Origin of the sequence: Lacticaseibacillus nasuensis JCM 17158 (assembly GCF_001434705.1) — a bacterium.
GTDB classification, from domain to species: domain Bacteria; phylum Bacillota; class Bacilli; order Lactobacillales; family Lactobacillaceae; genus Lacticaseibacillus; species Lacticaseibacillus nasuensis.
Map to the genome: position 1 here is coordinate 100227 of NZ_AZDJ01000022.1, position 12420 is coordinate 112646.

Sequence of the window (12420 nt, forward strand, 5' to 3'; positions counted from 1 at the left end):
GAGGAGGTCGGACATGACACGACAACGACAACTGCAAACCGTGCAACTGGCAGCCTTGATTGCCATGGCGCTACTTTGCCTGTACGGCGCGCACCTCGGGTGGCTGACCAGCACCGCCCGCATTCAAACTCTGGTGAATGAAGCCGGCTGGCTGGCGCCGGTGGCCTTCATTCTCCTGCAAATCATCCAGGTCGTCTTCCCGATTATTCCCGGCGGCCTCACCACCGTTGCCGGCGTCGCCATTTTCGGCCCGGCCTGGGGCTTTGTTTACAACTACATCGGCATTGGCATCGGGTCGGTCGCCGCGTTCTGCCTGACGCGGCATTACGGCCGCGACTTTCTCGGCGCCTTGGTCCCCCAAAAGTTCATGACCAAGTATGGCCGCTGGCTCGCCGGCGGCAAATCCTTCGACCGCATGTTTACGATTGCAATTTTATTGCCGGTGGCGCCTGATGATTTTCTCTGCATGCTGGCGGGACTCACGCAGATGTCGCTGCGCCGCTTCGTCACCATCATCGTCCTCGCCAAGCCCTGGACCATTCTCGCCTACTCGCTCGGCCTCAGCGCGGTAATTCACGCGTTGGGCTAGCCAAAGGAGTCTGTCATGTTGCTTAACGCCCGCATGCCGCAAGCCACGATTGAAGCCAAACTCCGCGGCCTAAACTTACCGGTCGCCGACAACTATCTTTTTCTCGAGCCCTGGGCGACACCTGCCGCTAATGCCAGCGACTTATTGCTGGGCCCGTGGTTTTGGGCAAGCAACACCAACTATCTGTTGCTGGTCACGCCCAGCGAGTTGCTGATTTGGTCGCTAGTCGCCCGCACGGTCACCGGCCAGCCTGCGCATTACGCCCGCGCACGGCTCCACAATGTGGCGCTGTTACCACCGGTGGCCGGCTGCAACGCGCACCGCTGGCACCTGCAATTCACCTACCTCGGCGCCGAGCAACACTATGGCATCCCGACCCGCTGGCACGGCCGCTTCGCCTATTTGCAAACCAACTTTGACACCATCGCCGAGCTACTCGTCCCGTTCCACTAAAAAAGCCTTTCTGCCGTAGCGGCAGAAAGGCTTTTCAGTTGGACTAGTCGATGGCTTTCACGTTGTAGAAGGACTTGCGGCCCTTGTACGATGCGGAGGCACCGAGTTCGTCTTCGATACGCATCAACTGGTTGTACTTGGCGATGCGATCAGTCCGGCTCATGGAGCCCGTCTTGATCTGGCCGGCGTTGGTGGCAACCACCAGGTCAGCAATCGTCGTGTCTTCAGTTTCACCGGAACGGTGGGAAACAACGGCGGTGTAGCCGGCTTCCTTAGCCATTTCGATGGCTTCGAAGGTTTCTGTCAAGGTCCCGATTTGGTTGAGCTTGATCAGGATGGAGTTGGCCACGCCCATGTCGATCCCCTTCTTCAGGTAATCGGTGTTGGTGACAAACAGATCGTCGCCGACGAGTTGAACCTTGTCGCCCAACTTAGCGGTGATCTTCTGCCAGTCTTCCCAGTTGTTTTCATCGATTGGGTCTTCGATGGAAACGATTGGGTACTTGGCAACGAAGCTGGCGATCAAGTCGATGAATTCGTCAGTCGTGTAAACCTTGTCTGGGTTGCTCCAACGCAGCACGTAGCCGTTCTTGTCGCCGTCCCACAATTCGGAGCTGGCCACGTCGAAGGCCAAGGCAACATCTTCGCCCGGCTTGTAGCCGGCCTTGGTGATGGCTTCAACCAGGATTTCGAAGGCTTCTTCGTTATCCTTCAGGTTCGGGGCAAAACCGCCTTCGTCGCCGACGGAAGTGATGTCGCCCTTTTCCTTCAACAGCGCCTGCAAGGCGTGGAAGGTTTCGGAACCCATGCGGATGGCTTCACGCACGGACTTGGCACCGACAGGCATGATCATGAATTCCTGGAAGTCGATGGTGTTCGTGGAGTGCGCGCCACCGTTGATGACGTTCATCATCGGCGTTGGGAGCACATGACCATTCGGGCCGCCAAGGTATTGATACAATGGCAGGCCGATTTCGTCAGCCGCAGCGCGAGCGGCCGCCAGGGAAACCCCGAGGATGGCGTTGGCGCCCAGCTTGCCCTTGTTCGGCGTGCCGTCGAGGTCAATCATGGTTTGGTCGATCAGGCGCTGGTCCGTTGCGTCCAAGCCGATGACAGCCTTGGCGATTTCGTTGTTGACATGGTCAACAGCCTTCAACACGCCTTTGCCACCGAAGCGGGACTTGTCGCCGTCACGCAATTCAACGGCTTCGTGTTCACCAGTAGAGGCACCTGATGGCACGAGGGCACGGCCGAAGCCGCCTTCTTCCGTGTACAGTTCAACTTCAACAGTTGGGTTGCCGCGAGAATCCAACACTTCGCGTGCTAAAACATCGGTAATGATAGACATGTGTTTTCTCCTTTTTTGCCTAATGGCAGGTTATAAACAGTGTACAACTAGTCCTGGAAGTGCGCCAGGGCGAGGAAGCTCTCCGGGTCCATCGAGGCGCCGCCAACCAAGCCGCCATCGATATCAGGCTTGCTCATCAGGTCCTTGACGTTGGCCGGCTTCACGGAACCACCATATTGGATGCGCACCTTGTCGGCCACCGTCTGGTCGTACAAGGCCGCCACCGTCTGGCGGATGTGGGCGCAAACTTCTTGCGCCTGGTCGCTCGTCGCCGTTTTGCCGGTGCCGATTGCCCAGATTGGTTCGTAGGCGATGACCAAGGAAGCCACTTGCTCAGCCGACAAGTCCGCCAAGGCGTTCTTGACTTGGCCTGCGACCCAGTCCATCGTCTGGCCAGCTTCGCGCTGCGCCAGCGTTTCGCCACAGCAGATGATCGGCAACATGTTGTTGCGGAAAATCGCCTTGGCCTTCTTGTTCACGTCTTCGTCGGTTTCGCCGAAGTACTGCCGGCGCTCGGAATGGCCGATGACCACGTAGTCAATGCCCATTTCGCTCAGCGCCTTCGGAGACGTTTCGCCGGTAAAGGCGCCTTCGTCTTCGAAGTAGCAGTTTTCCGCGGCAGTCTTCAACGGCTCGTCCTTGGCAAACCAAGTCAAGGCGTTCAAGTCGATGGCCGGCGCGGCAATCACAGTTTCAACCTGGTCGGCACTAGGCAGCTTGCCCTTGACGCCGGCGAGGAATTCCTGGGTTTCTTGAGGATTCTTGTTCATCTTCCAGTTCCCAGCAATGATAGGTGTACGCATATTGATGTCCTTTCTGGGGCTGCTTACTTGTTGGTGATCGCAGCGATGCCTGGCAGTTCCTTACCTTCGAGGTATTCGAGGCTCGCGCCACCGCCAGTGGAAATGTGGGTGATCTTCGGGGCAATCCCCAGCTGCTTAGCCGCAGCCGTGGAGTCGCCGCCGCCGATGATCGTCGTCGCGTCGGTCAAATCGCCGAGCGCGGTGCCGATTTCCAAGGTGCCCTTGGCGTAGTTGCTCATTTCGAACACGCCCATTGGCCCGTTCCAAACCACCGTCTTGGCATCCTTCAAGGCATCCTTGAACAAAGCCACACTCTTCGGGCCGATATCCAAGGCCATGTAGCCATCAGGAATGTCGCCTTCAACGACCTTGTGCGGGGCGTCGTTAGAAAATTCAGTGGCCACCACGTTGTCGACTGGCAAAATCAATTTGTCGCCGGCTTCGGCCATGATTTGCTTGGCCAGGTCGATCTTATCGGTTTCAACCAGGGACTTGCCAATCGACAGGCCCTTGGCTGCGTAAAACGTGTAGGTCATGCCGCCGCCGACGATGATCTTGTCGGCCTTGTTGATCAAGTTGGAAATCACGCCGATCTTGTCGGACACCTTGGCGCCACCAAGAATGGCAACGAATGGGTGCTTCGGATGCTCAACGGCATCGCCCAAGAACTTGATTTCCTTTTCCATCAAGAAGCCAGCAGCTGCTTGTGGCATGTTTTGCGAAATGCCGACGTTGGACGCATGGGACCGGTGCGCAGTCCCGAAGGCGTCGTTGACGAAGACGTCGCCAAGGCTAGCCCAGTACTTGCCCAATTCTGGGTCGTTGCCGGATTCCTTCTTGCCGTCGAGGTCTTCAAACCGCGTGTTTTCAACGACCAACACGTCGCCGTCGTTCATCTTGGCAATTGCGTCTTCGAGTTCCTTGCCGCGCGTTGCCGGCACAAAGGTCACCGGCTTCTTCAGCAATTCGGACAAGCGCTCTGCAACGGGACGCAGGGACAGCTTAGCCTTGTCGTCTTCGGTCTTCACCCTGCCAAGGTGAGAGAACAAGATTGCCTTGCCGTCGTGGTCGATGATGTATTGGATGGTTGGCAGTGCCGCCACGATCCGGTTGTCATCGCCGATGACGCCGTCTTTGATCGGCACGTTGAAGTCAACGCGGACCAAAACCTTTTTGTCTTTGACATCCAAGTCAGAAACAATCAATTTTGCCATGAATAAAACCCTCCTAAAAGGTATCAGTAAGTGGACCGCAGTCCTAGAAAAAAGGCGAAGGGAGTACTCTCCCTCCGCCTCGTTGCGAGTCAGTGTTCATTAACTATCACGACCCGCGTGTGTTCAGCTTAAATGGTGAAATTAAGCTTCCAGCTTGGCGAAGGCAAGCAGGGTACGGATCATCTGGCAAGTAAAGCCATATTCGTTATCGTACCAAGCAACCGTCTTAACCAGTTGGTAGTCACCGGCAGTCGTTACTTCGGTCTGGGAAGGATCGAAGACGGAACCAGCAGTCGTGCCGATGATATCGGAAGAAACGACTTCGTCTTCAGTGTAGGCGAAGGATTCGTTTTCATGCTTCTTCATCGCGGCGTTAACTTGGTCAGCCGTAACCTTGGTCTTCAGGATGGAAACCAATTCAGTCAGGGAGCCGTCAACGACGGAGACACGCTGTGCGTGGCCCTGCAGCTTGCCGTTCAGTTCTGGGATAACGATACCGATCGCCTTAGCAGCACCAGTGCTGTGAGGAATCGTGTTAACCGCAGCGGAACGAGCAGCGCGCAGGTTGCCACCGCGAACTGGACCGTCAAGCAACATCTGAGTGGAAGTGTAAGCATGAACAGTCGTCATGGTACCAACTTCGATGCCGAATTCCTGGTTCAGGAAGTATGCCATTGGGGCCAAGCAGTTCGTCGTGCAGGAACCGGCGGAAACGATCTTGTCGTCCTTCGTCATGGTCTTGTCGTTAACGTTGTAAACGATCGTGCGGATCTTGCCGGCTGGTGCGGAGATCAGAACACGCTTTGCGCCAGCGTCCAAGTGAGCCTGGGACTTTTCAGCGGAAGTGTAGAAGCCCGTGCATTCGAGGACGTAATCAACGCCGTCGTTCTTAACCCATGGCAGGTTTTGGGCTTGTGGTTCAGCATAAACGTGGTATTCCTTGCCGTTAACCACGATGCCGTTGTCCGTTGCACTAACTTCAGCCTTCAAAGTGCCGTGAGTGGAATCGTACTTCAGCAGGTGAGCCAACATTGCTGGGCTGGTCAAGTCGTTGATGGCAACAACTTCGATATCGTTGCTCTTTTCGCCTAATTCAAGAATCCGACGGAAAGCCAAACGGCCGATACGACCAAAACCATTGATACCAATTTTAACAGTCATGCTAAAATTTCCTCCTTTAGGAAATAAGAGTTTTATTCTAACGGGTTGCCCCAGTTAAAATCGAGTTTGCAGCGCCGGCATCGGTAATGAGCCAAGTGTGATGCGGCGCGTTGTGCATGTATGCCCGAATCGCGGCGGCCTTACTTTGACCGCCGGCGACAGCGAAGACATACGGGATATGATCAAGGTCCGGAATCTGTAAGCCGATTCTTGGGATCTTGTAAATGACCTCACCGGCCTGGTTGAAAAACGTGCCAAAAGTTTCAGAAACTGCTTGGTGTTCAACCAGCTGATGAACGGTTGCGGGTGACATCGATCGGCGCTTGGCCATGACCAACGCATCACCTATACTATGAATCACGACTTGGGCATTGTCAATCATTTGCAGGACCTCTTGGACCGCGGGTTCCTTTAATAATGGTTGATAAGTTTGCGCGCTGACGTTTTCTGGAACATACAACACGCGATGTGCGCTATCCGTCGCTTCGGCCATCGCCGCGGCCACAGAATTGGCCTGAATCGCGATTCGTTCGCCGACCCCGCCTCGCGCTGGCACGAAGGTCAACTCTCGGCCGGAACTCAGCTTGTAACTCAACTGTGCGGCCATGCGGGCCATCGTTGTGCCGCCCATCACCGCGATGGTGAGGCGGCCGGCCGGCAAGACGGCTTGCAGCGTCTGGTCCAAGACCTTGCCCATTTCGTCCAGTACCCGCGAACTTTGATCCGCGTCACCGTTGACAATCAGGCAATGATCGATGCCGAGTAACGCCGCTAGCCGCTTCTCGTCGTCCTTGAAGCCGAGCAGCTGATTCATCAGCGTATCGAGACCGTGGAACACGTCCAACCCCTTGCTGGTGAGCACCATGCCCGACTTGGAACTGCCGAGCAACCCCTGCTTGCGCAGAAAATCGGTTTCCGTACGCAACGCGCGCTCAGAAATCTTCATTTGGTCGGCCAAGGTGCGGCGGCCGACCGGGGCGAGCCAGTTGATAAATTGTAGCACTTGGTAGCGCCGGGTAATGACATCCACGACGTCTGGCGCAATGGCCTCGATCCAGGAAAAGTCAGATTGCATGGTCGCTATCCTTCGTGTGGGTCGTCTGGCGACCTACTGTGTCGTTAAACGACCCATCGGTGCCAAAAAAATTAGGAATCCAGTTCAACGAGATGTCACCCTGTGCTCCTTACCAACAGTCCTTAGTTTAGCATTGGTCGGGTATTGGCGCAAGAAAAACGAACTTTCCCCCGCCGGTTTTCGTCTAGTCACGCAAAGCTGGAACGTCTCGTCCGCGGCTTCGCAATTTATTCGGAATGGCGCCGCTTACAGGTTTTGCAAGGCTTTTGGCAATTTGCCCAATGTTCGGGCAGGCTCTCACGATTTTCTCACGAAAAAAGCCGCGGCAAGGATTGCCACGGCCAGGCCGGAGAGTAAGGGATTCGAACCCTTGAGTGAGTTGCCCCACTGCCGGTTTTCAAGACCGGTGCATTCAGCCGCTCTGCCAACTCTCCCTGCCTTGATTATACCAAAAACGGGCGCCGCTTTCGCGGTGCCCGTCAGCAGTCAGCTTACTTCTGGTCGGCCTTTTTTTCGAGAATATCATCGATCAAGCCGTAATCCTTGGCTTCTTGCGCAGTCAGGTAATGATCACGCTCAGTGTCCTTGAGAATCTGCTCCTCGGACTTACCGGTGTATTGCGCCAGCAACTTGGTGAGGAGTTGACGGGACTTCAGAATCTGTTCCGCGGCAATTTCGATTTCGGTTTGTTGCCCTTGGGCGCCGCCGAGTGGCTGGTGAATCAGCACTTCGGAGTGCGGCAACGCAAAGCGCTTGCCCTTGGCCCCACCGGCCAGCAAAACGGAGGCCATCGAGGCGGCCATGCCGATGGCGATGGTTTGGACGTCAGCCTTAATCAGGTTCATCGTGTCGAGAATCGCCATGCCGCTGGTGATCACACCACCGGGGCTGTTGATGTAGAGATAAATATCCTTCTCGGAGTCTTGCGCATCCAAGAACAGGAGCTGCGCAATCAGGGAGTTGGCCACTTGGTCGTTGATTTCGCCGGACAACATGATAATCCGATCCTTCAGCAGCCGGGAGTAGATGTCGTAGGCACGCTCGCCACGGCTCGTTTGTTCAATAACTGTAGGGACTAACATTTCAAACCCTCCTAAACATGATCTGTGCATTAGCACTCTTAAAAGTACAGTGCTAAGATTACTCTTAAAGTCAGGAAAGGTCAAACCTTTTCTCACTTGCGCCCTTAGCATAGCATAGCCACCGCGCTGGGACCATCCGTCGCGCCGACCGGACAAAAAAAGCGCCTCAGCTGAGGCGCAAATCAAACTGTTCTGCGCAGCCCGGGAGTCGAACCCGGATTTCGAGAACCGGAATCTCACGTGCGATCCATTACACTAACCGCGCAAGTACTCAATTATGATACGTGAATGTGCGGTTGAATGCAAGTCTATTTTCGCGGGTCACGCGGCGGCTTCGGTGGCGTAAACGCCTTGCCGCTTAACATGTTGATCAACCAATCCAACGTCTTGCTGCCGGAAGTGTCCATCCACTTCGGACGCGGCGGCTCGGGTTTTTCTGCCATGGCCTTATAGCTGGTCCGCCGGAATCGCGCGCAGCTGCTGGTCCACAAAGTCGACCTGCTTACGAATGGCGTCGTATTCCGATTGCGGAATGTCCATCAGGCGCGTGCACTCGCCGACGTGTTCAAAAATCGCGTCGCGAGAATCCACGGCTTTTTTGGTCAGGCTAATGTCCACGCGGCGCTCGTCTTCCGTCGAACGCGTCCGGGTAATCCAGCCTTCACGCTCCATGCGCTTCATCAACGGCGTCAACGTGCCGGAATCCAGGTCCAAGGTTTCCCCGACCTCCTTCACCGACATTGTGCCGTGTTCATACAAGGACAAAAGCGTGATGTACTGCGGGTAAGTCAACTTAAAATCGGCCAGCGCCTGCGCGTAAAAATGGTTGTACTGCTTCTGCGCCTTATAAATCGTGAAACAGAGCTGTTCATCTAAGCGAATCGCTTTTACCATGTCAATCTCCCCTTTACCGAATCAAGCTACTCACATTGTACACGATTTACTCGAGCGTGAAAAGCAAGCCGCACCGTTTTCCCGAAAAATTGTGACCGGTACCAATGCTGATGATTTAGGCTTCCGCGCCGATGCCGGCCCCGGACTGCGCACCTTCTGCGATCTGGTTGATCTTGCGCAGGCGGTGGTTGATGCCGGACTTGGAAATCGCCCCGCTTGGCACCATGTCGCCCAGTTCCTTCAGTGACACGTCGGGATGCTCGAGGCGCAACTCCGCGACTTCGCGCAACTTGCTCGGCAAATTCTCAAAACCGATGTGGTCCTTGAGGTAATTAATGTTTTCGATTTGACGTTGGGCGGCGTCGACGGTTTTATTCATGTTGGCCGTTTCGCAGTTGACCAACCGGTTCACCGAGTTGCGCATGTCGCGCACGATGCGGACGTCTTCAAACTTCAACATCGCGTTGGTGGCGCCGACGACCTGCAGGAAGTCGGCGATTTTCTCGGCCTCCTTCAGGTAAACGATGTAGCCGCTACGGCGCTCGACGGTGCGAGCGTTCAGGTGAAAGGCGTTCATCATTTTCAACACGTCTTGGTTGTGGTCGCGGTACAGGGAATAAATCTCGAGGTGGTAGCGCGAGGTCTCCGGATTGTTCACCGACCCGCCAGCCAAAAATGCGCCGCGCAGGTACGAGCGCATCCGCTGCGGTTCGTGGCGAATACTGGCGCTGACGGCAGTCGTCAGCGTCATGTGCGTCTCGTCGAGAATATCGAGGTCGACCAACACGCGGTTGACGTCGTGGTTCAACCGCACGACATATTGATTGTTCTTCTTCAGCTTCATCTTGCGCCGCACGATCAAGGCGGCTTCCAAGCCGTACACCTGCTTAATCAGCGCGTAAATGCGTCGCGCGATCGCCGGATTTTCCGTGGTGACGTTGAGGATAAACTGGTGATTTTGAATGGACAGGCTCCCGTTCATGCGAATCAGCGCCGACAACTCGGCCCGGGCATGTTCCGGGTGGACCTCAAGTTGGGTTAATTCCTTTTTGACTAAACTGGCAAAACTCGCCATTTGCTCACCGCTCTCTTTTGGTGTGGACCTGAAACGCTCGGTTGAGCACTTCAGTGGCGACTTTATCGCCGTCGTGAAAGACGCCTTGATCCCGCAGCCGCAGAAAATCGGCGGAAATCACCCGACAACCCATGGCCCGCAACGCCGCGTAGTCGTGTTGCACCGGCAGCAGAATCTCGTTGTACTTGTTGGCGTTCAGGTAATGCTCCGGCACCGGCGCAATGTTGACTAACACCGTGTCGACAAACGGCTCGCCGAGGTGATCGTGCAACACCTGCACGTGTTGCGCGTCGGTGAAGCCTTCCGTCTCGCCTTTTTGCGTCATGATATTGACGACATAAACAATTTCCGCCTGGGTTTTGCGGACGGCTTCGCCGAGGTTGCCGATCATGAGGTTCGGCAAAATGCTGGTGAACAGACTCCCGGGCCCGAGCACGACGACATCGGCAGCCATAATGGCAGCAATGACCTCGGCCATCGCGGCCGGTGGCTGCGTCGCGGCCGGATTCGTTTCGGTCACATACACCCGCTTGATTTGTTTGCCGGCGGCGGAAATTTCCGCCTCACCGGCTTGCGTGGTGCCGTCTGCAAATTCCGCGTGCAAGGTCAGCGGCGTGTTGCTGGCGGGATACACGTGCCCGTCCACGTTCAACAAACTGCTGAGTTCTTGAATCGCCGGAAAAATGCCGCCTTTCATTTCCGACAACGCAGCGATAATTAAGTTGCCAATCGCGTGGCCGGCAAAGAAACTATCGGAGGAATCGAAGCGATACTGAAACACGTCGAGGCTGATTGGCTCGGCGTTGCTTAATGCCACCAAGACGTTGCGAATATCGCCAGGCGGCACGACGTTGATATAATCGCGGATGACCCCGCTGGACCCGCCGTCATCGGCCACGGTGACCACCGCGGTAACGTCGGCGTTTTGATCGTGCAACGACTTAACGATGACGGGTAAGCCGGTGCCGCCGCCAATGACGACGACTTTTGGCCGGCGCCCCTTGATGACCCGAATGGTTTTGGCTGCAAGCGTCATGAGCGGTTCACCGTCGCTTTCCGCTTGTTAATGTCGCGGTGCGTGATGTCCACGGGAAAATCCTGCGCCAAGGCCTTGCCAAGCCGCTCGGCAAATGCCACGCTGCGGTGCTGGCCGCCGGTGCAGCCAATGGCCACGGTGACGCTGGCCTTACCTTCTTGTTGATACTGCGGCATGATTTCCGCCAGCAAGCCATAGAATTTATCGTAGAAACTGCTGGCCTGTGGGTTATCCATCACGTAGTCATACACCGCTTGGTCCAACCCGGTCAGCGGCTTGTACGCGGCGACGTAATACGGGTTCGGCAAAAAGCGCACATCCATCACGATGTCCGCGTCAATCGGCACGCCGTACTTGAAGCCGAAGCTCATCACCTCAACGTGAAAGGTCGGGTGGTCGCTGGACTTAAAGGTGTGGAAAAGCTTCTCGCGCAGCTGACGCGGCGACAAGTCGGTGGTGTTGATGACCACCTGCGCCCGGTTGCGCAATTCCTGCAGCAAGGCGCGCTCTTTTTGAATGCCATCCATCAAGCGGCCTTCCGGAGCCAACGGGTGCGCGCGGCGCGTTTCCTTATAGCGGGAGACCAAGGCGTCATCCGTGGCGTCGAGGAACAATATCCGGCTGGTGACAAACGCGGTATTCTCTAACCCCGCCAGCATTTCATTGATTTGATCGTAAAACGCCTGGCTGCGCAGGTCGATCACCAGCGCAATCTTGGTAATGCTGCCGGTGTCCCGAATCAACTGCCAAAACTTCGGTAACAACGCGGGTGGCATGTTATCCACGCAAAAATAGCCCAGATCCTCGAATGATTGCATGGCGACGGTTTTCCCCGCGCCAGACATCCCCGTAATGATGACCAGATCCAATTGTTCAGCCATGGTGATCCTCCTATAAGTTGCGAGCCGGGGTGGTCCTAGGCAAAGCTTCTTGCCCCGGCGAACACGATTAAGTGGTGAGCCGGGACGGGTAAGAAACGCCACCCACCCGGCAAAATAATCCTCAACTAGCGTAACACACCGGGCGTGTCACCGCCACTAAATTGCACGAAAAAAGCGGCCAGAGCCGCTTAAGCCAATCGATTTTCCCGCGTATCACCGCACGAAATACCGCGCGATGGCCAACACAATGCTGTTGACCCCAAAAATGGTAAAGAACAACGCCAGCAACGTTACCAAGCCGACCGCCGAAACCACCGGTTGCATGATGAACAGAAAGGCTGCGGCCAGGGTGACCAGGTTGAGCAACAAGCTGAGGATAAACCAGCCCCACCCCGCGGCGCGCAGGTGGCTGATGGTAATCAGGCTGGTCAGCGTGTCAATCAGGAACCACAGCGCGAATAGGTAGGCCAAGGTCATCGCTCCGCTTGGCAGGTCGACGAGGAAGAAGACCCCGATGGCGATGTCAAAAATGCCGACGATTAAAGTGACCCAACTCGACCAACCGGAAAACCGGCGCAGCTTGGTGAAGGTGCTGATGGCCGCGATGCCGCGAATGATGGCGATGATGGCAAAGATAAAACTTAACGTCAGCATCGTGGCCCCCGGGTTGCGATACATGATCAACGCCGCCACCAACAAGGCGACGCCGGTCATGAATTCTCCCCAGTCAAAGCCAAAGCGTTCAGAACGATTCATGATGGTTCCTCTTTTCTTCTCGATTAGCTTCATCATAACCGGTTGCCGGCGAC

The 12420-nt window shown here is 55.8% G+C and carries 14 protein-coding genes and 2 tRNA genes; 3 read left to right on the plus strand and 13 right to left on the minus strand.

The features are described from left to right. Positions 1-13: 13 nt before the first annotated feature. Both FD02_RS05365 and FD02_RS05370 read left to right on the plus strand, forming a co-directional pair. Entirely contained in the window at positions 14-589 is a 576-nt protein-coding gene (locus FD02_RS05365; RefSeq protein WP_156408247.1) for a TVP38/TMEM64 family protein, read from the plus strand. 15 nt (positions 590-604) lie between these two features. After that, positions 605-1042 (plus strand): hypothetical protein, encoded by a 438-nt coding sequence (locus FD02_RS05370; protein ID WP_054722177.1) that lies wholly within the window; start codon positions 605-607, stop codon positions 1040-1042. 43 nt (positions 1043-1085) lie between these two features. On the opposite strand, the gene eno is transcribed toward FD02_RS05370, so the two are convergent. From eno to FD02_RS05410, 8 genes are all read right to left on the minus strand, one after another. After that, positions 1086-2390 (minus strand): phosphopyruvate hydratase, encoded by a 1305-nt coding sequence (eno, locus tag FD02_RS05375; RefSeq protein WP_054722175.1) that lies wholly within the window; start codon positions 2388-2390, stop codon positions 1086-1088. A gap of 47 nt (positions 2391-2437) precedes the next feature. Continuing rightward, complete coding sequence (gene tpiA / locus FD02_RS05380; protein ID WP_054722173.1) at positions 2438-3193, minus strand: triose-phosphate isomerase; 756 nt, start codon at positions 3191-3193, stop codon at positions 2438-2440. A gap of 23 nt (positions 3194-3216) precedes the next feature. Next, on the minus strand, positions 3217-4407 hold the full coding sequence (locus FD02_RS05385) for a phosphoglycerate kinase (RefSeq protein ID WP_056951042.1): 1191 nt from the start codon (positions 4405-4407) through the stop codon (positions 3217-3219). A 141-nt stretch (positions 4408-4548) separates the two neighbouring features. After that, entirely contained in the window at positions 4549-5568 is a 1020-nt protein-coding gene (gene gap, locus FD02_RS05390; RefSeq protein WP_054722171.1) for a type I glyceraldehyde-3-phosphate dehydrogenase, read from the minus strand. Positions 5569-5605: 37 nt separating this feature from the next. Further along, positions 5606-6643: a sugar-binding transcriptional regulator gene (locus FD02_RS05395; RefSeq protein ID WP_054722168.1), complete on the minus strand. Its 1038-nt coding sequence runs from the start codon at positions 6641-6643 to the stop codon at positions 5606-5608. Between the two features lie 347 nt (positions 6644-6990). Continuing rightward, a tRNA-Ser gene (locus FD02_RS05400) sits at positions 6991-7077 on the minus strand. A 57-nt stretch (positions 7078-7134) separates the two neighbouring features. Next, complete coding sequence (clpP, locus tag FD02_RS05405) at positions 7135-7725, minus strand: ATP-dependent Clp endopeptidase proteolytic subunit ClpP (RefSeq protein WP_056951044.1); 591 nt, start codon at positions 7723-7725, stop codon at positions 7135-7137. Positions 7726-7918: 193 nt separating this feature from the next. After that, positions 7919-7990 (minus strand) — tRNA-Arg (locus FD02_RS05410). A gap of 35 nt (positions 7991-8025) precedes the next feature. Here FD02_RS05410 and FD02_RS11185 point away from each other — a divergent pair. Then, positions 8026-8178: a hypothetical protein gene (locus tag FD02_RS11185; RefSeq protein ID WP_156408248.1), complete on the plus strand. Its 153-nt coding sequence runs from the start codon at positions 8026-8028 to the stop codon at positions 8176-8178. Here FD02_RS11185 and FD02_RS05415 read toward each other — a convergent pair. The 5 genes from FD02_RS05415 to FD02_RS05435 form a co-directional block, all read right to left on the minus strand. Beyond that, positions 8173-8619 (minus strand): MarR family winged helix-turn-helix transcriptional regulator, encoded by a 447-nt coding sequence (locus tag FD02_RS05415; protein WP_056951046.1) that lies wholly within the window; start codon positions 8617-8619, stop codon positions 8173-8175. The genes FD02_RS11185 and FD02_RS05415 overlap by 6 nt on opposite strands. Before the next feature lie 115 nt (positions 8620-8734). Continuing rightward, a complete protein-coding gene (gene whiA / locus FD02_RS05420; RefSeq protein WP_054722163.1) occupies positions 8735-9694 on the minus strand; it encodes a DNA-binding protein WhiA in 960 nt (319 codons plus the stop codon). Between the two features lie 4 nt (positions 9695-9698). Next, complete coding sequence (locus FD02_RS05425; protein ID WP_054722161.1) at positions 9699-10730, minus strand: gluconeogenesis factor YvcK family protein; 1032 nt, start codon at positions 10728-10730, stop codon at positions 9699-9701. Next, on the minus strand, positions 10727-11611 hold the full coding sequence (gene rapZ, locus FD02_RS05430; protein ID WP_054722159.1) for an RNase adapter RapZ: 885 nt from the start codon (positions 11609-11611) through the stop codon (positions 10727-10729). The genes FD02_RS05425 and rapZ overlap by 4 nt, the downstream gene beginning before the upstream one ends. Before the next feature lie 213 nt (positions 11612-11824). Beyond that, positions 11825-12367, minus strand: coding sequence for a DUF308 domain-containing protein (locus FD02_RS05435; protein ID WP_054722157.1), 543 nt, complete (start codon positions 12365-12367; stop codon positions 11825-11827). Between the last annotated feature and the right edge of the window lie 53 nt (positions 12368-12420).

What these genes read in the sequence shown, in the direction of transcription:
- FD02_RS05365 (WP_156408247.1), top strand. Translation starts at nt 14, where the DNA reads ATGACACGACAACGACAACTGCAAACCGTGCAACTGGCAGCCTTGATT.
- FD02_RS05370 (WP_054722177.1), top strand. Translation starts at nt 605, where the DNA reads ATGTTGCTTAACGCCCGCATGCCGCAAGCCACGATTGAAGCCAAACTC.
- eno (WP_054722175.1), bottom strand. Translation starts at nt 2,390, where the DNA reads ATGTCTATCATTACCGATGTTTTAGCACGCGAAGTGTTGGATTCTCGC.
- tpiA (WP_054722173.1), bottom strand. Translation starts at nt 3,193, where the DNA reads ATGCGTACACCTATCATTGCTGGGAACTGGAAGATGAACAAGAATCCT.
- FD02_RS05385 (WP_056951042.1), bottom strand. Translation starts at nt 4,407, where the DNA reads ATGGCAAAATTGATTGTTTCTGACTTGGATGTCAAAGACAAAAAGGTT.
- gap (WP_054722171.1), bottom strand. Translation starts at nt 5,568, where the DNA reads ATGACTGTTAAAATTGGTATCAATGGTTTTGGTCGTATCGGCCGTTTG.
- FD02_RS05395 (WP_054722168.1), bottom strand. Translation starts at nt 6,643, where the DNA reads ATGCAATCTGACTTTTCCTGGATCGAGGCCATTGCGCCAGACGTCGTG.
- clpP (WP_056951044.1), bottom strand. Translation starts at nt 7,725, where the DNA reads ATGTTAGTCCCTACAGTTATTGAACAAACGAGCCGTGGCGAGCGTGCC.
- FD02_RS11185 (WP_156408248.1), top strand. Translation starts at nt 8,026, where the DNA reads ATGCAAGTCTATTTTCGCGGGTCACGCGGCGGCTTCGGTGGCGTAAAC.
- FD02_RS05415 (WP_056951046.1), bottom strand. Translation starts at nt 8,619, where the DNA reads ATGGTAAAAGCGATTCGCTTAGATGAACAGCTCTGTTTCACGATTTAT.
- whiA (WP_054722163.1), bottom strand. Translation starts at nt 9,694, where the DNA reads ATGGCGAGTTTTGCCAGTTTAGTCAAAAAGGAATTAACCCAACTTGAG.
- FD02_RS05425 (WP_054722161.1), bottom strand. Translation starts at nt 10,730, where the DNA reads ATGACGCTTGCAGCCAAAACCATTCGGGTCATCAAGGGGCGCCGGCCA.
- rapZ (WP_054722159.1), bottom strand. Translation starts at nt 11,611, where the DNA reads ATGGCTGAACAATTGGATCTGGTCATCATTACGGGGATGTCTGGCGCG.
- FD02_RS05435 (WP_054722157.1), bottom strand. Translation starts at nt 12,367, where the DNA reads ATGAATCGTTCTGAACGCTTTGGCTTTGACTGGGGAGAATTCATGACC.